14 protein-coding genes are annotated in these 25,900 nt (G+C 61.7%); 2 read left to right on the forward strand and 12 right to left on the reverse strand.

The features are described 5' to 3' along the window. Positions 1–26 precede the first annotated feature (26 nt). Positions 27–2,945, forward strand: a complete 2,919-nt coding sequence (locus tag FVQ81_02915; GenBank protein ID MBW7995525.1) for a hypothetical protein — start codon at positions 27–29, stop codon at positions 2,943–2,945. 23 nt (positions 2,946–2,968) lie between these two features. Beyond that, positions 2,969–4,228, forward strand: a complete 1,260-nt coding sequence (locus FVQ81_02920; protein ID MBW7995526.1) for a PorV/PorQ family protein — start codon at positions 2,969–2,971, stop codon at positions 4,226–4,228. A gap of 104 nt (positions 4,229–4,332) precedes the next feature. Here FVQ81_02920 and FVQ81_02925 read toward each other — a convergent pair whose 3' ends face one another. From FVQ81_02925 to FVQ81_02980, 12 genes are all read right to left on the reverse strand, one after another. Next, positions 4,333–5,589, reverse strand: coding sequence for a Gfo/Idh/MocA family oxidoreductase (locus FVQ81_02925; protein ID MBW7995527.1), 1,257 nt, complete (start codon positions 5,587–5,589; stop codon positions 4,333–4,335). A gap of 38 nt (positions 5,590–5,627) precedes the next feature. After that, a complete protein-coding gene (locus FVQ81_02930) occupies positions 5,628–8,279 on the reverse strand; it encodes a hypothetical protein (protein MBW7995528.1) in 2,652 nt (883 codons plus the stop codon). Positions 8,280–8,341: 62 nt separating this feature from the next. Next, entirely contained in the window at positions 8,342–10,426 is a 2,085-nt protein-coding gene (locus FVQ81_02935; protein ID MBW7995529.1) for a hypothetical protein, read from the reverse strand. Positions 10,427–10,583: 157 nt separating this feature from the next. After that, positions 10,584–12,242, reverse strand: a complete 1,659-nt coding sequence (locus FVQ81_02940) for a sodium:solute symporter family protein (GenBank protein MBW7995530.1) — start codon at positions 12,240–12,242, stop codon at positions 10,584–10,586. Between the two features lie 189 nt (positions 12,243–12,431). Continuing rightward, positions 12,432–13,592: a hypothetical protein gene (locus FVQ81_02945; protein ID MBW7995531.1), complete on the reverse strand. Its 1,161-nt coding sequence runs from the start codon at positions 13,590–13,592 to the stop codon at positions 12,432–12,434. Then, positions 13,592–15,895 carry a hypothetical protein gene (locus FVQ81_02950; protein ID MBW7995532.1) on the reverse strand — a complete coding sequence of 768 codons (2,304 nt, stop codon included), beginning with the start codon at positions 15,893–15,895 and terminating at the stop codon, positions 13,592–13,594. The genes FVQ81_02945 and FVQ81_02950 overlap by 1 nt, the downstream gene beginning before the upstream one ends. Further along, positions 15,859–16,710 (reverse strand): HEAT repeat domain-containing protein, encoded by an 852-nt coding sequence (locus FVQ81_02955; GenBank protein MBW7995533.1) that lies wholly within the window; start codon positions 16,708–16,710, stop codon positions 15,859–15,861. The genes FVQ81_02950 and FVQ81_02955 overlap by 37 nt, the downstream gene beginning before the upstream one ends. 20 nt (positions 16,711–16,730) lie before the next feature. Beyond that, positions 16,731–18,353: a silent information regulator protein Sir2 gene (locus FVQ81_02960; protein ID MBW7995534.1), complete on the reverse strand. Its 1,623-nt coding sequence runs from the start codon at positions 18,351–18,353 to the stop codon at positions 16,731–16,733. A gap of 137 nt (positions 18,354–18,490) precedes the next feature. Continuing rightward, positions 18,491–20,938, reverse strand: coding sequence for a hypothetical protein (locus FVQ81_02965; GenBank protein MBW7995535.1), 2,448 nt, complete (start codon positions 20,936–20,938; stop codon positions 18,491–18,493). A gap of 16 nt (positions 20,939–20,954) precedes the next feature. Then, positions 20,955–22,133: an amidohydrolase family protein gene (locus FVQ81_02970; protein ID MBW7995536.1), complete on the reverse strand. Its 1,179-nt coding sequence runs from the start codon at positions 22,131–22,133 to the stop codon at positions 20,955–20,957. Between the two features lie 152 nt (positions 22,134–22,285). Then, positions 22,286–23,845 carry a hypothetical protein gene (locus FVQ81_02975; GenBank protein MBW7995537.1) on the reverse strand — a complete coding sequence of 520 codons (1,560 nt, stop codon included), beginning with the start codon at positions 23,843–23,845 and terminating at the stop codon, positions 22,286–22,288. 50 nt (positions 23,846–23,895) lie between these two features. Further along, on the reverse strand, positions 23,896–25,758 hold the full coding sequence (locus tag FVQ81_02980) for a hypothetical protein (protein ID MBW7995538.1): 1,863 nt from the start codon (positions 25,756–25,758) through the stop codon (positions 23,896–23,898). Positions 25,759–25,900 lie beyond the last annotated feature (142 nt).

A 25,900-nucleotide genomic window follows, 5' to 3' on the forward strand; every position in this document is an offset into this window, starting at 1 on the left:
ACCTGCTCCACTCGCTCGGAGCGGCGATGGGCGCCAGCGGCCTGGAAGGCGAGGCGGGCAAGAGCGATTACAACAGGATCTGGAGTTCGCTGGACGCGGCCGAAGTTGCCGAGTGGCCGCCCGAGGGACGAATTCCCCGCACCTGGAGCGGTACCCCGGATATCGCCGCCGCCGGCGAGACTATGTTCTTCCACAGCGGCGATACGTACAACGGTTGGGGTTACGATCAGCTTTCTTTCCCCGTCGGCGTTTACCAGGGCTGGACCTTGCGTTTCCTGGACTTCGCCGAGAGCAACAACATCTGCTTCGTGAACAATTACGTGCGCAACATGAGCGAGTACATTCAATACGTCTCGAACGCTTCGTACCGAGACAACTTCGCTGCTGCCGCCAAAGACGAATTTGGCGGGATCACCTGGGCAGGGGTGGTGCTGGTCAAGAACAACCGGAATCCGAGATTTGGCGGTTCCTCGCGCGCCGGCTGGGCGGTCCATTATGGGAAGGAGATCACCTGCTTCTTCCCGAAGACCACGGGCGCTGGTGGCTGGAGCCCGCCGTCCGCCCCGCTGTATGTAATCAAGATGATCAACTACCCGGAGCTCAACGGTGAGACGATGCAGATGTCGTCGTTCCACACCTACGTCTCCGGCGATTTGGAGTTCGGTTTCAACGGCCACCTGCAGATGTATGTCGGTTACCGTTGGAGCACCACCTACCAGGTGGCGGTGGACAGGGAGACCGGTTTTTACACCAACGTCACCAACCCGTTCACCGGCAGGCTGCTTAAAGGCGCCTGGCCGGGCAGGCTGGTGCCCTCCGATGCCCGCTTCAACCAGTGGATCTGGGGCGGCGCCTCGAACTGGCAGAACTACACGAACTGGGGCGAGCTGCACGACGTGCGCCCGCGCGACACGTTCGAGTGGGATGCGGCCATTATGTTCCCGAAGGTGGGCCTGAGCGACTGGGTCATGCCCGACCTCGTTTCGGCCAACATCGACGAGCCGTTTATGCAGGACCTGCTGGCTCCGGCCGAGGCCTGGAGCGAAATCGCGGCGATCACCATCCAGGGTGGTTTCCAGGTGCCTGTCGCGCCTAAGACCCCGCTGCTGACGATCGTTCCCGGCGACCGCCAGGTCGTCCTGACCTGGAACGATCTGGCGCTGCAGCAGCCCGATCCGTACTACCTCTTCCTGCAGGACAACCCCGCACTCGATCCCAACGGCGTTTACCGCCAGTACGATTTCGAGGGCTACAGGGTCTACCGCAGTTTCGTCGGACCCAACGATTCCCACAGCGAACTGCTGGGGGACTTCAGCCTGGGCGGCGGCAACATGCAGTTCTTTTACATCGACCGCCTGGAAGACGACGAGCCGTTCAACCGCATGCGTAACGGGATGAGAGTCTGGTACGCCGTGCAGGCTTATGACTCCAATGTCGATCCTTCCACCGGCAGTGGCTTCAGCCTGCCCGCGTTGGGTAGCGGTAAGCTCTGGAACAGGCCCGGCGAGCAGATTTACTCGGTGATCCCGCGCGGGGATGCCAACGAATACCGCGCCGCCGAATTTGTCGGCTATGTGTACGAGCCGCCCAGCGCATACAGTGTCGCGCCGACCGCAGGGGGTACTGTCGCCCTGGCCGGTGACGGAACCCTGCTGACAGAGGATCCGGTCTTTATCCCGAGATTCCTGTCCAATGTGACATGGGACGCGGTGGTTGATGAGCGGATCACCTCGGAAGAGGTGTTCTATATCCAGGCTACCGACGATATGGATCCCATGGGCTTTCACAACGGCAGACGCTACGTGGTGTTTGCCGATGCCAGCGGTAACGTGCAGAGCGATCCGTTTCGTGTCGATGTTCGTACCAGGAGTCGAGGCTCGCACCTTTTTACCTTAGCTCATTCCGGGAACATGAGTTCGGAAGGCGTGTCCTGGGCTGTGTCGGCCAGGGCGTACACTGGCCGCCGGCAATCCGGCGAAGGCCGGCGTGTACAGGTTCAGATCGATGCGGGCGGCTACACCGGCGCCACCGTTGCTCTGATGGGCAGCCGTAACCTGGACGTCGGCGGGACTTCCCTGTATTCCGAGAAGGGTTACTATCAGGCCTACATTCGGAACGCCGCGTACGAGATCAGCTGGAGCAGCTCGGGTGGCAGCGTAACGGTCAGCGTAACCGACCGCACCCACGGCGTCAGCATTCCGTTCAGCCCGTATATCGACGAAGTGGGCTGGGGTTTCATTCCTATTGGAGTGGACCCGGCCGTGCTGAAGAGTGAAACCAACGTGGGCTGGGGCCGGAGGTCTCCTGTTCCGCAGTCTGACCGTTCGACCTTGCTGGTGGAATCACTGCCGGCGGACAACACTGAGGCCTGCGCCCTGTGGGTCGCCGGCCACATTATCCACCTGGCCGACGCTCCGATTACGATGCCGGGCAGCGCTGTGATGGTGCTGCGCAGCGCGTTGGGCTCGTGGGATGGCGATACATTCATCCAGGGCGCCGACGTGCTGATGCCCGGTGACAAATGGAAGTTCACCATTAAGCCGTTCAGCATGGATCCGGAAGACGCCGACCTGAGCCGGATCAAGGTCGTGCCGAACCCGTACATGGCTTCCTCGTTCCTCGATCTCTCGCCTGCCAACCGCAGGATTGAGTTCGTGAACCTGCCGGCTGAGTGCACGATCAGGATCTACACGCTCACCGGCAACCTGGTCAACGTGTTGAACCATATCGGTATCAACCGCAGCGGCTGGGGCAACTACACCGATTTCGACCGCCTGTCGCAGGGCGTTCCGACAGTGTTCACAGGTTACGATAACCATGGCGGTGTCGAACCCTGGAACCTGAGGAACCGTTTTGGCCAGATCGTGGCCAGCGGCCTGTATCTCTACCACGTGACGGATCAGCGGGGTGAGACCTTCACCGGCAAGTTCTATGTCGTCAACTAACTTTCGATCTGCAGGAGTTCAGTATGACAGCCATGGAACTTAAACCCCGCAGTAGATACGGAGGTAATCGTATGTTGATAAAAAAGGCAACACGCGTATTAATCGCCGCCTGCGTATTCCTGACGTTCGTCACTGGTGCCGTTTTGGCCCAGGGAGTGTCGCGGCAGGATTACACCGGTTTGGATAAGTACATCCCCCAGGGCAGGCCGGACAACGCCTCGTTTACTGGCGTGCGCGCCGCGGAGTTTCTGACGATTCCGATCGGCGCTCGCGGGATTGCGATGGGAAGTGCTTACTCCGCAATCGCGGATGACATCACCGCAATCTGGTGGAACCCGGCCGGACTGGGATTCCTCCAGAATAGCGAAGTGATGATGACGTTAGTCGATTATACTCTCGACATCACCTACAGCTACGGTGCGTTCGCCACACCGGTTGCTGACGGACGGGTTGTTATCGGAGCATTTTTCGGCTACCTGGATGTTCCCGACATGGAGATCACCACGGTCAGCAGGCCGGATGGAACCGGCCAGTTCTTCAACGCCTACGACTTCCAGATGGGCGGCTCCGTGGCCCTCAACCTGTCCGATCGGTTTACCGCCGGTGTGAACATGAAGTTCATCCACCAGGACGTTTACAGCAACACCGGTGGCGGCGCCATGGCGTGGGACGTCGGCGCGATCTACCACACCGAGCTGGCTGACAAGGAAATCAAGTTCGCCGTCTCGATCCAGAACCTGGGTACGAACATCAAGATGGCAGGCTCTAACCTGACGCGGTTCATCGGTCCCGAGGACCGGGGCGGACTGTCCCCCGATGGCTACACTGATTACTCGACTGACAAGCTGGCCATCTCCCGCCGGAACGACCGCGAGGCTGATCTTCGGACCCACACTTACCGCCTGCCTACGTCGGTGAAAATCGCCCTCGGTTACAATCTGGTAACCACGGAGAACGCCAACTGGCTGGCTACCGCTGAAATCTGGCGTCCGAACAACATTCCGATGACCTACGCCGCCGGTACAGAGGTGTCCTTCGCCTTCAACCCGGTTATCTCGGCAGCGTTGCGCGCCGGCTGGAAGATCCAGAACGACGAGTACACCGAGGGCCAGGATGAGTTCGGTTACAGCTACTTCGGCGATGACCCGACTTTCCGCGGCTTGAGCTTCGGTGGCGGTATCAAGCGTACTTTCGGCAGCAGGTTTGTCGAATTCAGCTACGCCTATCGCAACAAGGGACGCCTGTCGGCTGACAACTTCTTCACCGTCAGCTTCGGCTTCTAGTCCCCTGGCGACAGGATGCAGCAACAAAAAACCCCCCTCCCATGCGGGAGGGGGGTTTTTTGTTGCTCTTCCGGACTGGCGTTCGCTCCGGCTGTCAGGTCAGGCTATCCCAACACCTCGTCCATGGTCACCTGACGGCCGCCCTCGAGCGAGCTGTTGTATAGCATCAAAGCTGCCAGCGAAGTCAGCCGGGTGCTTTCCATGTCCATCACCGGCTTGTCGCCGTTACGCACACAGGCCAGGAAATGTTCCAGAGCTTTGCGGGAAGAGTTCTCGGTGTTGCCGCGGAAGTCGGCGATCTTGTCCGGCTCGGTGATCGGGGCCTCGCTGATGTTGAGCGACTGGCCCAGTTTGACACGGTTGAACTTATGGTCGATCCCGACCTGCTGGAGATGCCGCGTCGATTTTTCCCAGAAGATGCGGAAAGCCGGACCCATGTACTCTAGCGTGCCGTGAGTGCCGTGGATGGCCCAGCCGCTGCCCCATCGGCTGTTGGAGAGGTGGCCGCTGGCCACGCCCAGCACTCCGTCCTCCATCTCCAGGTAACCCATCAGGCTGTCGTGATGTTCGCGGCCGTCGTCGTAGACCATCAGCTTACCGTCGCACGATGCCTTAACCGGCCTGGTCCCGAGAATGTCCAGCACCATGTCGATATTGTGGGTCAGCAGCTCGGTCAGGATTCCGCCGCAATATTCCCTGTACATCCGCCAGTTGAGCACGCGCTCCCACTTGGGATCTTCGATATCCTTGCGCCAGCTCGTGTTGCGGTCGTAATGCACGTAAAACTGGGTTATTTTACCGAACGTGTTGTTCTGCACCAGTTCCTTGGCCTGCTGGAACGAATCGGACATCCTGCTCTGATACCCCACTAGATAGACCAGCTCGGGATGGCTTTCAACCGCTGCTTTAACCTGGTTCAACTGCTCGACAGTCAAGCCCATGCTTTTTTCGCTGTAGACGTGCTTGCCGGCTTCGAGGGCCGCCACGCTGCAGGGAACGTGCAGGAACAGCGGCGGCGCAACCACCACTGCGTCCACATCCTGCTGCTCGATTATCTTTTCCCAATGCTCGTGGGCGCGCACCTTTTCGTTGGCGGAATACTCGACACCCTTCTGGAGATGAGGCGGATAAACGTCGCAGACATCGGTGATCGTGATACCGGGCATTCTGGCCAGCAGGCGGATCAGGTAGCAGCCCCGGCTGCCCGTGCCGATCACGCCGACATTCAGTTGGCTGTTCATGTTCTGCGCGCTCAGTAGCGCCGGAGCCCCCAGGACGGCTATGCCGGCTGCGGCGCTGGCGGAACTCCGCTTGAGAAAATCGCGGCGGGAGAGGTTGTCCGTATGTTCTGATTTAGTCATCAATCCTCCATCCCCGTGGTCAGCTTGCCGGCCGGCATTTAGTGACCGACAGCCACTTTGATTGTTTTATCGCTGCCAAGAATTCCGGTTAGTACAGCGAAATCTTCGCCTGGCCTCCGCAGGAGATCGAAGCCATCGCTCTGGCTGGCTAAATTCATACCTCCAGCGTCAATATACAGTTCCACCGGCGCACCTTCAACCGCGCTGATTGTAAAAGCCAGTTCGCCGCCGGTGAGCTTACTGCCGACTCTGTCAGCGCCGCGGAAATAAACCAGCCGGGGATATTCGCCCCTGTCCGGAGTTACCAGGATCAGACGCGCCCGGCCCAGGGTAAGCCCGATTTTCTGTTCCCCGATTTCGGCTGGTTTCAGGGCCTCCGGCCACAGGTATCCGCCTGCGGCCAGGTCCACCGCCCGATAGCTTCCCTCGCTATCGAGACCGAGTTCGGCGGGCTGATGCAATGTCAGCGTTTCCTGACGTTCCGGCCGTTTGCCGCTGCCCGGCGAGGCGGCCCTGTCTCCGGCTGCCTGGTAGCCCATCATCAGCAGCAGGCTTCCGTCACGGGCGAACGTGGTCACGTGACTGCCGGGCTTGGCCAGCGAGATCACGTCGCGGCTGTCGAATGTTCTGAACATCCGGGCTTCGTTGGCGCCGAAAAAGCGCAGGACCTCCCAGTAGAGCCGGTTCATCCCGAGTTCGCTCTCCTGGTCCGAGGCAGCCCGCCAGTCAGCGAGGATCGACTCGTTGTTCCGGCTCTTGCGCAGCCGCAGCGAGAAACCGAACGTGGCCGCGAAATTGAGCATGTCCAGCGCGTTCTGCCTCTCCCGCCACATGATCGACGACTGCACACCCTGGCGCTTGCCGTTCCACGTACTGGCGATTGTCTCACTGCCGGCCACCAGCGGGTCGTTGTTCTCGCCCAGCAGACGCATGTCGAACCAGGCCAAGTTGGTGGAGGAAATCAGGTTGTTGGAATTGAGCAGCATGATCCCCTGGCCGTCGGTGTGACGGGCGACGGCGGCCCGCAGCCTGCGGGCGAAATCGTGGTAGCCCTCGGTGACAAACCGGCCGAGATAGGTGCCGCAGCCGTGGCGCGGGTTGTTGCAGAACCGGGTATGGAACCAGTGATCCACGTACACTCCGTCAAACTCGAAATCAGCCAGCAGCGCATCCACCTCGCGCGCCACGTGCTCTCGCCAGCCCTCGGCTCCGAAACACATCAGCGTGGTGTGGCCTGCGTATTCGATTCCCTTGGACTGCATCCATTCCGTGGCGTGCTGCTGGTAGCCGGGCGCCTCGAAATTCCAGTCGCTGAAGGTCACATAGGGGATTACTTTCATCCCGTAGCTGTGGGCCACTTTCAGAAATTCGCGGATTTTTTCGGGATAGGTGGGATGGCTGTAATCGCCGGAGAAATAGTTCGCCCCGCCGACAATTAGGTTGACGCCCACGGCCGCCCACTGGCGAACCAGTTCCTCGGCCGGCGGCGACCAGGGGTTCTTGCGGCCCCGCCAGCGGACCATCTGCACCTGGTGCGGACCGGGCCAGACAATCCGGCTGCTGTTGAGGTCTTTTCTCGGCAGCTTGGGCGGCGTGAGCTGTACGAAGAAGCTGCGGGAACGCTCCTCATCCGGATTTAGCACATAGGTCGTATTCCGGATATCGAACTCCTCCAGTTCGAAACCGTCCGCCCGACGGTAGATCTGGGTCAGAATGTCGCGCCTGCCGCGTGAGTCATGTGAGCCAAGCCGTTCGCCGCTTTCGCTCTGGACGGAACCGGTGGGAATAGTCCGGCCGTCCTCCAGCACCACCCGGCTGTCGCGGTAGCCGCTCCAGCGGTCGCCCAGGTCCTCCTTGGTGAACTCGATTCCGGTCAATGGATTGCCCAGGTGGAACAGCGGGGCGAAATGGGACTCCAGCACCGGCTCTCCGAGCGCTATCCCGCGAAGGCTCTGAGTTGGCGCGGGACGCAGGCTGATCGGCGGGGAGCCGGGATCAGGGTAGCGCGCAAGGAACTCCAGGCTCGCAGGCTCGAACGTGGTGTGCAGGAAACTGTGCCAGCGCAGCTTGACAGGCTCGGAAGTGGATAAGCCAACCGTTACTTTCATGAACCCGTCGACATCGCAGGAATAATCGACCCGCCAGCTCAGCGGGCTGGGCGAGGGACCGCCGTCCCCGCCGGTGTAGGTGCCCGAGGCGCTGACTTCCACGCGGCTGGCCGAGGAGCTTACGAGCCGGGTACTGACATTTACGCTTCCGCCTGCGTCGTAACGCCACGCACCGGTAAGCTTACCGGAGAACAAGGTGGGGCGCATCTCCATCGCTTTTTCAAAACTGTAACGGGCGCGCCCGTCTCCGCCGAGTTGAGATGCGCCCTCGTCATTTGGCGGAATCAGGCCCACGTAAGGGTTCGGGAATCCCGCGCCGTCAGCCAGGAACTCTGTCCCCAGGGCGGAGGCCGAACTCACCTGGCCGGTCGCTTTGTCGATCACGTAACGGAACGTTTCACCGCTGATCGCAATCGTTTCCCCGGTCTCCCGCACTTCCAGCGGCCGGTAGACGCCGAACACCTTGCCGTTGTAGAGCGCGTCTTCACTGGCGGCGGCTCCGCCGCCGTGCCGTGCGGACTGCTGTGTCCCGCCGCAGCCCGACAACGCCGCGGCCAGGATGATTACGATCAGTTTGCGCATGAGTGAGCTCCTCGGGAGTTTATGGTTGACCGTTCCACGGCGGTCGAATAACCGGTTTCGGCTTATTCGACCGGTTCGGCAACCACCAGCAGGCTGCCGGTGAACGCGCAGTTGATTGCAGGGTCGTGGGCGCTGACCTCCCCCAGATCGGCGCCGTTGATATAGTCGCTGACCCTGTAGGTTCTGCCCTGGAGGAGGCCGCGAATTTCAAGCGGCTTGTTCCCGGCCCAGCGCTCGGCGAAAAACGCGTAGTAAATCTTACCGTTTTTCCGGACGGCATGGGCTTCTGGTCTGTCCCAGGCCAGATCGTACAGGTTGAGGTATTCTCCGCTGCTGAGCATCCGCCTGTTGTACAGACCGAACCAGAGCTGCCATTTCTTGCGCTGGGCCTCGGAAAGAGCCGAGTAAAGCGTAGTCAACTGGGCGCCGGTGCCCACCGCGCTCTCGAACGACTCGGGCACGGACCATTCCTCCCATTCGTGAATCGGAATCTGGTAGCAGTCGCCGACACAGAACGATGGCCCGCGGAAGGCTTTCTCCACCTTGATCCGCCGTCTCATCTGGGTCAGATTCGTGGGGTCCGAGGCATTGGCCACATTATAGTATGGCATCTTGAACGGGTCGTGGGGCAGGCTGCAGATACACATTTCCACCGGCGCGCCGGGTTTGATCCGCTGCGCTGCCTGGTAGATCGCCTCGTACATCGCGCTCTGGCCGGTGAACGAATCGAGCGGAGAATCGTGGTTGTGCGCCGGGTTGAAACAGGGTGGGGCCGCGCTCAGACCGGTGGTGTCGAGATAAAGTCCGTCATAGCCCCAGTCACCCATGAATTTCTCCACCAGGCCGACCACATGGTCGACAGCCGGTTGACAGCCCGGACAGAGGTAATGGAGCTTGCGGCCGCAGCGCGGATAGCTGCCGTCCTCGTTCCGGATCAGCCAGTCGGCGTGATCCTCGTAGAGCCGGCTGTCGCGCTCGACTCCCGGCGGGTACCACCACAGGCTGGTCATGAAGCCTTTCTGTTTTATTTTCGTCACAAACTCGCGCATGTCCTTGCCGCCGCCGGGGAATTTGCCCTTATCAGGCTTAGGCTCCCAGTCCCCGTAAGTCGTAAACCACCCGTCGTCCAGCATCGCCATGCCGATCCCGAACCGCCTGATCTCGTCCAGCGCGCCGAAAATCTGTTCCCGGGTGAAATCCAGCCCGAACCCCCAGCTTTTCCAGTACGGCTTGTAACAGGCCTCGGGAGAGCCGGTCAGGATTTGCAGGCCGCGGGCGCGCAGCAGCGTGGTCCACGAGCGGATGGCGTCGTGGAAATCCAGCCGGTGAGCAATCAGCGCGCTGCGCAGGGACCTGGTGCTCTCTCCCGGCTGGAGGACCGTTTTCTGGCCGAACCGTGACTCGGGAGTCTCGGACAGCGCCGCCTCCACCAGCCCGTCGCCGCGGGTGCGCACTGGCAGCGAGGCCCAGACAGGGTGTGTCTCCGCGCTGGCGACAGCCAGGCCGCTCGACGGCGACCAGAGGTCCACCAGCGGCGACCCGCCGCCCTCGCCCAGGCCGGGCTTGTCCGGGTCGGCGCCGGTGAAATTCCGGCGGTTGAATTGCGAGTCGAGCCAAACCACCGAGTAATCGTCGCCCCAGCGGCCCGCAGCTCCCAGATACGATGCGAACTCCCAGGGAGGTCTGCCGGGATCATCCAGCCTGCGGTCGAGCAGTACGCGGCAGGAGACAAGCTCGTCGATAGAGAGCGGCTGCACGCCGTTGTTGGTATATTCCGCGCGGGCGGTTACCACTCCGGGCAGGGTATCATAGAAATCCAGCGTGAGGGTCAGCCCGATTTCGACCGGCGGGTAGAACTCCCTGCCGTGCTGGCTGGCCGCGGCGTTGATTATCAGGCTTTTGCCGCTGACCGCGCAGCCGGCCAGTTCCAGTTGTTCCACACTGTTCCAGTCCACCCGCCAGCCGTCGATATCGAACCCGCCGAGCCGGGCGACAAACGAGCTGTGACCCACTTCGCGGGTCAGGCACAGGCGGCCGGAATCGTGCATCAACCGGGGGATCAGCGCCAGACGGTCAGTCACCAGCAGACTCAGCGGGCCGGACTCGGCCACCAGGCCTGCTTCTGTCGCGGATACCTTGAGTATCATTAGTTACAGACCCTTCCTCTGGTATCGTTATGCGCTGAAGATTTCCCATCCTAATTAGCAGCAAGAGAGGAATTGGGGCAATCGAAATCCAAAAACTTAACAACCCCCTGTTTCCCCTTTTGCCGAGGGGATGTTTTTCTTGCCGCCACGTTACCGATCAGTCAAACAGTAACCGGGTTCCGCAGCCCACGAAATAGATGACCATGCCGCTGATAGCCAGCAGCGAGGCGTGCTCGCTGCCGAACCCGCCCAGCACGATCCCGGAGATGAAAACAAGCGCGCCGGCGATAATAATGCCCAGGGTGACCTTGCCCGGCAGCGAGCGGGGGATGACCGAATACCAGTCCTTACCCTCGCCCCGGTCGCTGCGGCGGATTTTTTCCACCCGCTCGGGATCGGGAGGCGGGAAAAACGGGCTGACAGTCAAAGTCAGCAGGCAGGCGCCGACGAACACAGAGAGCGTGGTCCACCAGAGGGGATCTTCCACCTGCCAGACCGCACAGAGGTAGCTGGCCGCCAGCCCGATCAACGCTCCGCCGACATAACCCGCCACAGCGCCCTGCTCGTTGATCCGGCGGCCCTTGAGACCGAAAATGATCGCCACCACGAAGATGGGCGTGTCGAACACGGAGATAAGGGAGAGGAAGTTGTCGACAATACTGCGGCCCGATGCCTTGGCGGCGATCGCGAATATCACCATCAGCACGGTCATCAGGACGGTCATGTAGCGGCTGAACTTCAGGCGCTGCTCGCCGGTCGGCTCTGTGCGGCGGAGGCGCTGCCAGACGTCCTTGGCCAGCACGGTGGCCCCGGCGTTAAGCTCCGCGTCGATAGTTGAGAGCTGGCTGGCCAGCAGTCCGACGATAAAAATTCCCAGCAGGCCCAGCGGAATCCGGCTGACATAGAGCTGGGTCATGATCGAGTCGGCGTCGAACGCGCCCGGATCGGCCACCAGCAGCGGAGCGGCCAGACCGGCGAAAAAGTGGAACGGGTTGACCGGAGTGAGGATAATCCCCACCAGCACCATCGCCACTACCAGCGTTTTGACATTCTTGCTGCCGAACGAGCGCTGGATCATCCCCTGGTCGCAGCAGAAAGCCACGATGCCCAGGAACAGGATGGCGACAATGAACTTGTAGCCGAACTTACCGCCTGCGGGGACGAAATTGAGCGCCTCAGCCGGGACTTTTTCGATAATCCCCGGCAGCCAGCCGGCCTCGCCGGCCACGAACCAGTAGCCGATCAGCGTGGCGATCAGGATCAGGATGAACTGGGCCGCGTCGGCGAAGATGACGCTGATCATCCCGCCCTCGTAGGTGTAGATACCCACCACGACGGTGAAGATGATTATCCACCAGTAGAAGCCGATTGCGGGTACAACCACGGAGCCTGCCAGGGCGGTGAGGTACATCATCAGGCCCAGCTTGCCTGCGCTCTTGAGCGAGTACATCCCGGCGGTAATCGAGTGGGCTCGGGGGCCGTAGCGCAGGCCCATGAACTCCGGGATCGTGGTCAGGCGCAGGCGGCGGAAGCCGGGCATGATAAACAGGCCGCAGAAGGCGAACGCCATGTTGCCGGTCCACTCGTGCCAGATGATACTCACGCCCTCGTAGGCGGCCTGGCCGGCCTCGGAGATGAAATTGTACATCCCCAGGTTGCAGGCGGCCATCGAGCAGACCACCAGTACCACAGGCATCTGACGGTTGGCGAGGTAGAAATCATCGGTATGGGCTACGCTGCGGCTCAGATAGCGGCCCAGGCCCAGCATGAACGCAAGCCAGATAAAAATTATCGCAATGTCGAACGTACCCAGCATGTTCGCTCCCTGGAAGCTCGGTTAAGCTGATCGAAAAGTTGGACTCGTCTATTCCTGGCTTTCGGTGTGATGTCCGCCGCGGGTAAACAGTTTGAATGCCTTGAACGCACCGAGAGCCACCAGTACGATCACGACGATTACGAAGGCGAACGACGCTATCTCGATCAAGTGCATGTAACAACTCCCGGTTCAGTTATAAGTGCACGCGCGGGCCTCGTCGCCAAAAGTGCGCATCAACTCTTCGTCGGCTTCGAAAAAGTGGTCGCTGGGCGCCAGGATGTAGCCTCCGCCATCGCCGGCCTGCTCGAAACAGCGGCGGACCTCGGCGCGGGTCTCCTCTGGAGAACAGCCGGTGAAACAGTGCCCCTGGTCGAACCCGCCGATCATGCAGACTTTGCCGCCGATCCGCCGGTTGGCTTCCGCCAGCTCGGTGTCGGCGCCCATCGCGGGCGGAGTGAACGTTTCGACCGCGTCCGGCCCCATCCCGGCGATCAGCTCCAGCAGCGGCATGATCCCGCCGCAGATATGGTAGACAATCCGCTGGCCCGCCTCGTGTGCGGCCTCGATAATCCGGCTGTCGCTGGGGGCGACGAACTCCTCGAAGATAGCCGGACTGATCACCGTGGAGCTGGCCGAGCCTCCGCCAAGTTCGAGCAGGTCGTAATTGGCTCCGGCGAGCGAACGGGCGAACACCAGTTTACGCCGCAGCAGGATATCGAGCAGTTCATGGACCCAGGCCGGATCGTCGAACGTCTCCATGATCAGCTGCTGGGTGCCGGTCAGGCAGGTGGCGTCCTGCCACGTACCGGGCTGGCCGTAGACGTCGAAACAGCAGATATGCCCGCGCACGATCCCGGTTTCGCCGAATTCGGCGGCCTGACGGTTGACCTCGTCCACGTCGCATTTGGGCGCGGTGGCGAACTCGGCGATCAACTCGATATCGCTCTTTTCCTTGATCAGATTCTCCGCGACCCAGGCCGTTTTGCCGTCGTCCTGGATCACCATGCCGAGCTCGCCGCGGGGAGTGTGGAAGCGGTAGCGGGTCGTGCAGTAATCCGGGTCGGGGATCTGTTCGGAAGCCACCCGCCAGTGGTCACTGGCAACCCTTGTGCTTTCCAGGAAACCAGCTTCACCCTGATCCGGATCCGAATACTCGCCGGAAGCTTTGTCCGGACGGTGGGGCACCGTCCAGAGGATCGGGTCCAGCCCGTAGCGCCGGAAAAAATCCATCCGCGATGCGCCGCCGAGGCTGTCCCTGAGATACGAATCCATTACGTGATGAGTCGTGACAGGCAGACGGTCGGGCTGACGGCGGTCCAGGGCCGCCAGCAGCCTCTGGCGGGAGGACATCACCTGACAGCCTCCGAGCGGTCGAAATCGATCTCCTTCTTGACTAGCATGTATCCGCCGGGACGGCTCTGCCAGCGCTCGGGGATTTCATCCAGGGGGTCCACGGCCACGTACACCAGCCGGGTGCCGCTCAGGCCGCTTACATCCCAGTTCACCCGGGCTACGCCGAACTCGCCGGGGGCTATCGAGGGAATGATTGTCTCGCCGATCACGTTGCGGTCCATCCGTCCCGCCACCGGCTGGCCGTCGTAAAAGCGCACCCGGACATTACGTGCCTCGCGGGCGCGGGGGAGATGCCCATAAAGGTTCTGGTTACGCACCAGGGCGGTGACAGTCATGTTGTCACCGTCGCGGCTGAAGGTTACGAACGAAGGGTCCTTGAGCACCAGTTCGGCCTTGTTGTAGACAACCAGCGGCCGGCTGGTGCGGTTGTCGCTCTCATCGGCTTCGGCGATTTCATTGTCCGGGTCGACCACCGCGTGGATAGTGTTGCTGATATAGCCCGTGCTCTTTTTGCCGCTGCCGATCGAGACCCCGGTGCCGGCGTCGGGCTGGTACTGGACAGCCGTCCAGGGAACCGATACCTCCACACTCCGGCCCGCACCGAGGGAGGCGACCGTGACGTCCTCGCCGATCCGCATGCCGCCATCGTCCGGGTCGCCGTCGAAAAAGCGCACTTTCACGTTTTCGGCAGGGCTGTCTCCCCGGTTGGTAACCAGGGCTGTGATCTCGATCCGGTCGTCAACCGCGGGGTCGTCCTGGCTGAACAGGATATTGGTATCCTCGAGCCAGTGGAACGTGACCTTGCGCGCGTGCCTGCCCCGGCTGTCGTCACGCCACACCAGTCTGTTGGTTCCGGCCTGAAGGTCGGGCAGGATCATCGGGCGGTAAAACAGGTCGGCGGTCAGGGAGATATCGCGCAAGACCACTTGGGCCGGGTCGTCGCCGGAAGCCATCCTGAAGCGTACCAGGCAGCCGTACTTGTTTTCGCTGTACCAGGTGACCCGCTGGGTCTCCTCGGTTCTCAGGTCGATCTCGAATTCCCCGGAGCCCTCGCTTTGCCACAGCGTCAGCCAGCTCTGGCCCTCGTCGGTGGAAAGCTCCACCGTTACCGGGCTGCCGTCGGTGACGCCGGCGGCTCGCACGCTGAGGCTGGGAACAAAATACGGGACCCGGATGCGGTAAACCATGCTGCCCGCCATGTTCGCGCTGCCCGGCGTAAACACCCCGTTAGTCGCGCGGATGCCGTCCAGCTCGACAGGCTGTTCCTTGATTCCTGCCGGGTCCAGCCTGCAGGTGAGCGTACCGTTGGCGTAGATCAGCGGCTCCAGGGTCATCGCCTCGCGTCCCTCGCGGTGCTCCTCGATCCATTGTGGAGACAAATCCTTGCGGTTCCACCATTTGCCGATGTTTTGCCAGCTCAAGTGCAGGAGTTCGCCGGCGTGAAGGTCCAGGGAGCTGTCCCAGACAGGGCAGGAGGAATTGAACAGGGTCCGGTTGGCGTAATGGGCGTTGAACCCGTCGTACCAGTCGCTGGCGGCGTTCATGTAGTTGCGCATGATCGAGGCGAACGACCAGTGGTTGTGCAGCCGGTTGTCGTAGTCCAGCCCGCGGCGGATCAGGCCGTCGTCCTTGTCCAGCTCGACCAGCGAGGCCACGGTGCGGTTGTCGTGGTTGAGGAAATAGCCGCGCAGGCGGGAGTCGTACATGTGCCACTGGTTATCGTAGTAGACAGCGCTGATCGTGTGGCCGCCGGGCATGCCGATCACGGGGTTCAGGAATATGGCCGGAAAATCCGCGGACTCCCAGAGCGCGTTGAGCAGCAGGGCGTAGTTTCCGCACCAGCTGAATCCCCAGATATTGATATATTCCAACGGGTCGTCGCAGCCCTTGCCGCCGCGGTCGTAGAGGTTCTTGATCGCGAAATAGAAAATCGCCCGCACTTTTTCCTCATCGGTCATGCCGGGACGGATTATACTGCTGGCCAGGGACTTGATACTGGAGAAGTCGAGATCGCCCTCGCGGGTCAGCCGCAGGTTTTCGGCCGGACCCTCGATTGTGATCCCCGTGTTGCCCGGCGGCGTCCGCCCGTCAACATCGATAACGAATTCAGCCGCAGCGGAACGGATTTCCTCGCTATGGCTCATCGGGCGGGGGGCCACTGCAAGGTTGGTAGAGGCGTAGAGGATGCCCGCCATGCCTAGCAGGAACGCCACGGGCATCATGTATAAAAAAATCCGGGGTTTCATCGCATCCTCCGGCCAAGTTATTGCGGCCTGTCGGCCGCCAGCCACTGACGCCATTTTTTTGCATTAGTTTTGTAATCCTGTCCGGTCAACTGCTCCAGAGCCACCGCGGCGCCCCAGCAGGCCCAGTCCCGTCCCTCGCGGCTGATTCTGTTTTCGGGGTCCTCCAGCGCTTCGATCAGAGGCAGCAGAGCCCGGTTGTCTCTCAAATCGCCCAGGCCCAGCGCGGCCTGCTCGCGGGTGAACAGGCTGCCCTCGTTGAGCAGCTCCACGAGCGGAGTGTATGCCGCCCGGTCGTTGAGAGTGGCAAGCGACCTGGCCGCCGCGACCCGGGCGCGCTCGTCGGAATCGTTGAGCCCGGCCAGCAGGCAGCTCCTGATTTTCTCTCCGGCGGGGGAGGAAGCCAGTTCCGGCGAACCGCTGACCAGCATTTCCCGGCCGATTTCGCCCAGCAGCTGAAACGTAACCACCCGGACACGCCAGAAACGGTCGCTCACCAGCCTGGCCAGCCGCTCGTCTATATCCCTGACACCGAGCCGGGCAGCCGCCTGCACCGCCCGCCAGCGGATAAAATCCGCGGGATCGTCGAAAGCCGCCAGCACGGGAGTCACCGCGTCCCCGTTCCCCGAATTGCCCAGCGCCTGGACCGCGCGCTCGCGGACGTACTCATCGCTGTCTGAGGCGGCTGTAATCAGCGAGCCGAGGCCCTCTCCGTGACAGGTAACCGCGATCCGGCGCACCGCATCGAGCCTCACCGCCGGGTCCGGCGAGCCGAGGTGGCCGGTCAGTTCCTGCAGGGCCGTCCCGGCAAATGCAGCCGAACAGATTAAAGCAAGCAAACAAACGGCGGGAAAAATACTTTTAGCGGACATCGAACAGAAGCCTCCAGAGTTTAAGGCATGGCAACCCCGCCGAGCTGCGGCGGATAGAAATAACCCATCGACGCGGCGGTTACGCCCAGGCGGTACTGCCTGTCCTGCATCAGGCAGGTGCGGCGTGTGTTTGTAGGGATAGTGGTAGAATAAATCCTGATCTCGCCGGGCAGGCTGGTGATAATTTCCTCGCGCCAGTCGCCGAGGCAATCAGCGATCCCGATCACCCGGCCCTCGATCTCGGTAATCGTCTCCCCGTTATAATCGAATATCCTGCCCTCGCAGTTGATTTCCTTCTGAGCGTCGCCGTCCCACCATATCGCGCGCGGTGCCAGGACATTATTCCCGAAAGGTTTGTCGCTCATACGCTCACCCTTGGCCGAGTAGAGCCAGAACTGGCTGCGGTCGCTCTCGCCGGCGTAACATTCCATGCCCGGATGGGCTGCGTCGATATCGCCGACCATACCCTGGCTGTGCACGTGGGTGGTTTTGCCCTGGTAACTCCAGATAATCTTACCCGATTCGGCTTCGGCCAGGCACACGCCGCCTGTTTCATGGTGGGTTTCGAGGCCGTAAAAGATTTCCAGGCCGGGCCGGGCCTGGTCGATATCCGCTACATAGCCGACATCGTTGTGCCCCAGGCCGGTGGTCCAGATAGCCTTGCCGTCGTCATCCAGCGCCGCCGAGCCGATCACCAGTTCATCGCGGCCGTCGCGGTCGATATCAGCCGAGATCAGGCCGTGCTGGGCCTGGCCCTGATATTTTTCGTTCTCACCCGAAGCTTCCCAGTACCAGATTTTTTCCAGGCTGGCATCGAACGCGCCGGTCTTGATAATCCCGTAGGTGCCGCGCTGCATGATCAGCGAGGGGCGCTTACCGTCCAGATAGGCGATTGTCAGGAAGTTCCGGGTAACGTGGCTCATCGTGTCGAACCCGTCGCGGCTGAACCATGGAATCCTGGAGACGACTTCACCACTCGAGCCGTCCACCTTGACCAGCCATTCAGGACCGCTCACCACCTCGCCGTCGATCTCCCGCGGATCGCCCTCGCCGGCCTTGGTGTAGAGCTCGGCACGGCCGTCACAGTCCAGGTCATAGACGATATAGGGCGAATACCAGGTACCCATCTCGATTGACCAGCCCATGTCGTAGCGCCAGAGGAACTTGCCTTTTGATGAATAGGCTTCGAGCTTGTACGTGTCGCGGCTGCGCCTCCAGTAACCCGGCTCGCGCCAGGGATCGGTATTGAAATCGGGCTGTTTGATCACGTAGTCGTAAGCACCGTCGCCATCCAGGTCGGCTACAGCCACGTTGTGGGCATCGTAATTCCCTTGCAGGAGAATCTGCACGTACGGAACATTGAATGGCCAGGCGCGGACGAAAAAAGTTGCGGACGGTGGTCCTTCCTTGCCGCCCGTCACCGGACGCACGTGGTAGTAGTACGTCGTACCCTGAGCCAGGGTGCTGTCCAGATAACACGTGCTGCTGGTTACGGGCTTATCGTTGACCCGTTCCAACTTATGGTTGAAAATATCCTCGCGGTAAAGATTGAAACCGATGTCGGCCGGATCGCTCTGGAGCAGACGCCAGCTGACAAAAACCTGGCCCCGGTCGCGGGCCAGGGCCACCAGACCGCGATCCAATTTCTCGCCGCCGCTCTGAGCTGGAGCTGCTGCGGCGCTAAGGCAAATTAAACAGACAACGGCGGAAATGATTCGCATTGACATGGCACTTCTCCCTGGTTCGGTCAGATGGTAACAATTGCCTGTTCTGTCCAGGCCTACCACCAAGACTGCGGCATGTTCGTAATATCAGGCATCTCGTCCGGTACACCCCTGGCCGGGCCGTACTGCACGCTGCCGCCGTAGGTTGTCAGATAGAGCATACCGGGGTTGTTGACATCGGGAATCGGGCGCTGTCCCCACTTGAACCGGTAACCCGTGATCCGCTGCCAGGAGTCTCCCCAGTCGTCGCTGCGGAAAGCCGCGTTCTGGAACGTGTTAAGATAGATAGTTCCAGAGGAGTGAGGGTCGAGCGCGGCGGAGTTGACCCGGCGGACCCTGTCGAACACGAGCTGCCAGTTCTCGCCGCCATCGAGCGTACGGTAGACTCCTCCGCCCACGTCGCCGCCCTCGCCGGCAACTGCCCAGCAGAGGAGGAACATCCTGTCGGGGTTATCGGGGTCGATAACGAGGTCGTGGGGTGCGTTCTCACCGGGAGGCAGGTCCATTTTCTGCCAGCTCGCCGCGTTATCGTCGCTCATGTACAGCTCGCCGTCGATCCGGTGCGATTTTCTCCGGTCGCCGTCCTCGAAACCCATCCCGCGGGCGATAACGAGATAGAGCATGCCGTTTGAGGCGCGCCTGATTTTCCAGGCGAACCTGTTGTCGCCCAGTCCGTTGTTGACCTCCATCCAGCTCGCGCCGCCATCGATACTCTTGTACACGCCGCGGCCGAACATGGTGGCGTAGACCGTGCGGGAGTCTCCGGGGCTGTCCGGGTCGTAGATCACGTGGGTGCCGACCGAATTATCGGGGATACCGTTCATGCTTTTGCGCCAGGTCCGGCCGCCGTCGTCGGTAACCGCCACGCCGCCCTGGTTGTTGCCGAACCCGCGGGGACTGAACATCTTGTCGCGCGGCAGGTCGTGGGCGTTGCCCCAGACACTCCAGGCGCGGCCATCGACCTGGTGGTCCATTTCCAGCCAGTAGCAGGTATTGGTCCAGCGGCGGGGCACGCCTTCCAGCGAGTGCCGCCAGCTTTTGCCGCCGTCGAAACTGTGGAACAGGCCGATATCCGTGTAGGAGATAAACAGGTGCTGAGAGTCGAACGGATCGAGGTGGACGCCGTAACAGGTGGTGACATCCAGGCCGTTGCTGGTGAATGTCCCGTCCGGGTTTTTCTTGCTGTGAATCTGCCGCCAGCTGCGGCCACCGTCAGTGGTCTTATACGAGCGTCCATTGTCGGTGCCGATACAGATATCGGGGTTCTGCGGAGCGATGCCGAGGTGGATCGGGTTGCCGCCCCAGCCCGGACCCCACTGATCGTCCAGCCAGCCCTGGGTGAAATTACCGGTCAGGTAGCCGGTCCCGTTGGCCAGCCACGATGGTTGCCAGCTGTCGCCGGCATCGGAAGACTTGAACACGCCGAAAACCCAGAGAGTGGTGTCCTCGCGGGCCTCGCGTGCGTTACGGCTGGAGAGGTAGAGCACCTCGGCGGCGCTCTCACAGGCGTCAATATCGCGGATAGCGGGCACCAGGCCGTCCGGTACGTCTTTGAGCAGTCCGGTGTTGACCTGCTGCCAGCTGCTTCCTCCGTCGCTGCTGCGGAACACCCCGCCGCTGACAGAGCCGCCGGAGTTCTGCATCGGGGCCAGCACGTAGAGCAGCGGACGGCCCTTGCTGATGCCGCCGGCCACATCGACGATGAACCGGGACGGCAGGGCGATCTGCTCCACCTCGCCGCTTTGCTCATCGACGGCCACGCAGGCGGTTCTGGTGAAAACAAGCAGCTTGCCGGTCAGCGAGGACGGGAAGATAGCGAGCACGCCGCGGCCGGGCAGATCGGTAACCTTGCGCCAGGTCCGGCCCCCATCGCCGGTGGCCACCAGGAACGCCTGTGCCGACATATCGCCCCTGCCGCCGCTCATGTAACTGACCAGCGGAGCCATCCCGAGATAGATCTTTTTGTTGTCCGCCGGGTCGACCTCGATAGTTTCGATCGTCCCGTCGAACGCGCCTTCCACGATCTGGCTGGGCAGCATGTTCCGCCCCTGGACCGGGCCGCGGTAAAGCGCGTTTTCGACACGGGGATAGATAATCTCCCACGATTTTCCCGTATCGGCGGAGCGGAGCAGGAGGGTGAGTCCCATCCCGCGGTCCTCGCTGTAGCTGAATCCGCGCGAGGCGGCGTAGATCACCGACGGGTCCACCGGATCGAACTCGAAATCCTCCGGGACGTTCCAGAAATCGAGCATCCGCCAGTTGGTCCCGTCATTCGTGATATAGGCCGCGGTCATGTCGCAGTGCATCATCGCGATATTCGGGTCGTGGGGGCTGAAAGTGGGCAGGAACATCCCGCCGCCTCCGCCCGGACCGATCACTTTCCAGTCAGCATCAAGGACGGTGGGCGCCTGCTCTCGAGGCTCCGGCTGGGAACAGGACGAGACGAAAAGCGCCAGGCAGGTTATGGCCAGACAGGTTGCGAGGACTGCGGTTTGGCGGTACACGGTGGTCTCCGGGTTGTCAGTTGGCGGCGTAAGCCGAGTTGACGCCCACAGAACCGATACCGGGGTACCAGTTACGGGCGTTTTCACGGAAAACCTTTTGCAGCACGTCACGCGGCAGGGCCAGGCCCCTGAACGGGCCGTTGACCTCCGGTGCGCTCATTTCCTCGCCGGTGGCGAAATAGCGGTAATCGGTCATGTACGTTTTTTCCATCCGCTCCAGGGTTTCGCTCAGGCCGGAACCCTGGCCGCCGCTGGCGATATAGTCGGTGGCGTACATCAGTCGGTCCTGGTACTTGAGGAAAAAGCTGCGGACTTTCTCGCGGTCCTGCACCTGGAAGTGGCAGATTCTCGCCGACATGTCAACCGCGAAATTAGGGTAGAGGTCCAGACGGCGGGCCAGCGAATCGACATCCCATTCGAGACTGCCCAGGTGGGCGCCCACAAGGCGCAGTTTCGGGTGACGGGCCAGGACACTGTCGCGCGCGGCGATATGCTTCCAGTAGTGGGGGATCTCCGGGTGCCGGTACGCGTGATACTGCGGGTTTTCCCTGAAGTAATTGCGGTCGTTGTTGACAGTCATCGAGTCCAGCGGGAGCCAGCAGTTACGGGGTTCGCCGATATGGGCCAGCAGGGTTTTGCCGTGGGCCTCGATCAGGCGGAAGACAGGCTCGAACCGCGGATCGTCGATCATCACGAAACCGCCGTCCGGGTCCTGGAGCACCATCCCGATCTCTTTCCAGACTTTCACTCCCACCGCGCCGCGCTCGAAACCCTCCTCGATAGTCGCCAGCGCCCGGTCCTTCCAGTCCGGCTCGCCCCAGTTTTCCAGGTTGAACGTGGTAATCCAGGCCAGGTTGTGAGGGTACTCGGGAGTGAGACGCACGGCGGAATCGATTATCTCCGTAACACGGTCCCACTGGGTGCCGCGGGTGGCGATAGTGATCCATTTCAGGTTGTGCCGTTCGAGAAGTGCGAAAAACTCCGCTTCATTCGCACCTTTCAGACTCACGATGTGCGCGTGGGCGTCGACTTTGGGCATCGCCAGCAGCTCCTCGACAGTCATACCTTCGCTCTCGCTTGCCTCACCGGCGGCTGGTTCTGCCTGCGGGGCCCGGCTGGAACAGGCGGCCAGCGATAAAACAAGCAGAAAGCAGAGTGATGTGGTATTGAAACAGCGGTTGACGCGTCGTGTCATTGATCCTCCGTGAAAGCTGAAGCAAGATGATTTCAGTTGTCGCCCGCGGTTCTATCGCCGGCAAAGCGGCTGAAGGATGCGGATATGGATGACGGATGTCGGGAGTTATTCCTAACGGCAATATAACAAATAAACAGTGCGATACTCAATCTTTAGAAAACTTCACCCCAGCGCAACCCGCCCTGCTCCTTCAGGTTGATCGGGAACGAACCGTCGCCCAGCAACTGCTGGGCGCAGGACCAGTTGACCGGGCGGACCGTACCGCCCCTGGTGATCAGCTCGCCGGAGAGTTTCATTTTCTGTCCCCAGGCGCTTTCGGGAAGCAGAAAAGCGGCCTGACGGATGTCCCCGGCATAGGGCCGGCCGGCATCGAGGCAGCCGCTCAGACGCAGCGAGCCGTCGAGGCTTTCCACGCTCAGACGAAGGACGCCGGGCACTCCCGCCACCCCGTCGTTGACCATACCCAGGATCAGCTCCGGCCGTCCCCAGCGCTCGCGCTGCCAGACCCATCCCGGCCGCACGCGCCAGCCCAGGCGTTTCCGGAGCGCCGTGATACCGCCCGGCCATTGTTCGTTGTATTTCGCCAGGTTATCCGCCTCGGTCCAGAGGGCCCAGTAGTTGGCGCCCATGCTCAGTGCCAGCAGCATCGATTTTTCCTTGGCGTTGAACCCGGCCTCATCGACCGGGATTTTGTCCGTGTCGTGGTCACGACGCCAGCCCTGCTCCATCACAACCGCGCACCAGGGCGGCCTGTTCGAGAGCCGTTCGATCTGGATCGGCTCGTCGTGGATCACGCTGTCGCTGCGCAGCCAGCCGTGGTCGCGGACAACCATGTCCACCACTTGACGGTTACCGGCCTGGTTGGAGTCAGGCTGCGTGTTGGCCGCCAACTGGACCTTTGTCCAGGCGTTTAGCTGGAGACGGGTGATTTCGCTGAAAACGGCCTCGGAGACCGGGTAGGGGCTGGCCGGGTTGGGAAAATCATGGGAGTGCCCCTCGCCCCAGAAGCCGTACATCATCAGGTCCATGAACTCCACCAGCGGGTCGCGGTCGAACCGTTCGGCCAGCAGCTCGTTCAGCTCGCGGAAGGCCCGCATGAATTCCGGGTGGTCGTATTTCGGTTCGTAGTGGGGGCGTCCGTTGTTCAGCCCCTTGACCACCGGAACCCTCTCGCGCAGGAAATCAGGCAGGGCCAGGCGGTCAGGCTGGCCGACCGTGTTGGACAACTGGACGCGGAAACATACCCGCAGGCCGCGCTGGCGCGCCGCCTGGAGCGTGAGGTCCCAGACCGGATTGAGGTCGAGGCGGCCGGGCGACGACTGCACGTCGCGCCAGTCGCAGCGGATATAGAGCAGGTCCACGAACGGCAGTGAAGACAGCTTGTCCACCGATTGTTCGAGAGTCTCCCTGCCGGCGCGCACCGCCCTGGCGGGGCCGCCCTCCTCCCAGGTGTAGCCGATCAGCCCGGTGCCGTAGTTGCGGACGTGATGTTCGCCGGGAGAGCTGTAGCCGATCGTGGCCCAACTCGCCACGCCGTCGTCCAGGCCGAACGGTCCCTGGTTCAGGCGGTCGGGTACGTCCGGGCCGGGTCCGAAATCGTAGCCTTCCCACAGATGGATCGGGACATCGGCGCGGGCCTGAACAGCGGAAGCTGAAACAGATGCCGCGGCAGCCGCGGCGCTGGTCTTGAAAAAGTCTCTTCGGTTGGGCATTAAGGATTTCTCTTTGCTGTTCGGGTTGATTTGATGAGCGGATATTGGTTTTATCGTAACAGAACCATTTTGCGTGTCTGGGCAAACTCCCCGGCCCTCATCCGGTACAGGTAGACCCCGTTGGCGACAGGGTTGTCCTGCTCGTCGTTGCCGTCCCAGAAGACAGTATAGGTTCCGGCCGTGCGGAACGCATCCACCAGGGTGCGGATCACCTTGTTGCGCAGGTCGAACACCTTCAGGCTGACCCGCACCCCGCCGGCGGATTCCGGCAGGGAGTAGCTGATCGATGTGCGGGGGTTGAACGGGTTCGGACTGTTCTGCATCAGCGCAAACGGTTCCCGGTAACCGGGCAGGGAACCGGTGCGGTCGAGCGCGGTTTCGATCCGGCGGCGAAGGGATTCCGTCAGGCCGAGCACAGGCAGCGATTCCCTGAGAGCCTCTCCCTCGCCGGCTGTCAGCTCCAGCGCTTCAATCTGCCCGTTAAGCCCCTCGGCCGCCGCCAGCGACGACAGGCCCGGACCGCAGAAGCCGGTCATGATATCCCGCAGCAGGATGACAACGTCGGCCACCCCGGCGACATTGTCACCATTGATATCGCCGCGCAGATCGCCGGGATTGCGGAGTTGAAAGATCAGCAGCGCCAGGGCATCGGCCACCCCCAGACGGCCGTCCCCGTTGAAGTCGCAGCCCATGCCGTCCGGCTCGGGGTCTCCTTCGGTCATAAATTCCTGGTGCCAGTAGCTCCAGTCGGACCAGGCCTCCTCATCGGACTGCTGGCGTACCCGGAGGTAATAGGTCGTGCCCGGAGCCAGCCTGATTTCGTTTGCCAGGGAGCCGCTGAACGTACCGGCCGATGCGCCCACGACCACGCTGTCGCCGTCGGTGACCGGGTTCGAGCTCCAGACAACACGGCGACCGTCGCGGTCCAGCGCGATCCGGACCTCCCAGGCGTCCTGGCTGCCGGGTCCGGAGTAGGGGGTCTTGAACAGTTCGGGGTTGCGGCTGGTCACCACCGGTCCGATCCGCGAGGTGGAGATTACGAAATTGTCGTACCAGCGGTTCTGTTCCACCGGGGAACCGCTGTTCCAGTACGCTTCGAGGAAGACGGCGTTGATCCCGAAGTTATCGTAACTGCCGCGCCAGTCCACGTTAAGGCGCTCGCACTCCAGCTTGCCGTCGATCCAGAGCTGGTTCTCGCCGTCTGACTGGCCCGGCGTATTCAGCTTGCAGCGGGCTTCCACGCAAACCCACCAGCCGGACTCTTCGGTGCTGGAGATTTTAAAGTCGCTGATAGGCTTATTGCCCATCCAGCGCAGGTTGCCGAAATCGTTGTAGGAGGTGGTGACAACATAGTTTTTGCCGGCGGGCACGCCGCTGGCCGGGTCGAGCGTGAGCGATTCGCCGCTGCTCCAGACGTGGGAGATCATCATTTGGCGCCAGTCGGTGGCGGTTATCAGGCTGGTGGCCCGGGACATTTTGGCCGGGCCGCCACCGGTCCAGCCGGCCTGGTGCTTCACATAAATCCGCCAGTAGACCTCGTCGAACTTCACCCCGGCGCGGGCCAGCGCGGTATAGGGAGTGTCCCCGAAAAATACCTTGCGGTTGCCGCTGCCCTGGCTGCCGGCGGCGTAAAAACAACGCATCGCCTTGCCGTAGTTGCCGAACCGGGTGGTATTATCCAGCTGCGGGCCGCTGGACTCGGTGTACAGGCGCTCGATGTCGAAATCATCGAACCAGATCAGCGACTGGCTGTTTTCCTGGGGCTGTCTCGAGGCCATCCGCACGCTTTCGATCCGCGGTATGTCGGGTTGCTGGGTTTGCGCTCCGAGTAAAATGGGCAGGCAGAGCAGGCAGCCGAGCACGGTTCGCAAGCGTCCGGGGTGCGGCAATAAACAAACAAGGTTTCGGTTCATTGCGGTCCTTTCGGCAGGTGTGGGGAAACAGGCGCAATCCGGCCCAAGCAGGGTCTGATAATTGCATAAGAAAAGCCGTGCCACAACAGCCCGTGGGCAAGTTTTTTAATTCCAGCAGGTTATGGAAAGAAAGGCGAAGAAG

Source organism: Candidatus Glassbacteria bacterium (assembly GCA_019456185.1).
Lineage (GTDB): Bacteria > Gemmatimonadota > Glassbacteria > GWA2-58-10 > GWA2-58-10 > JAJRTS01.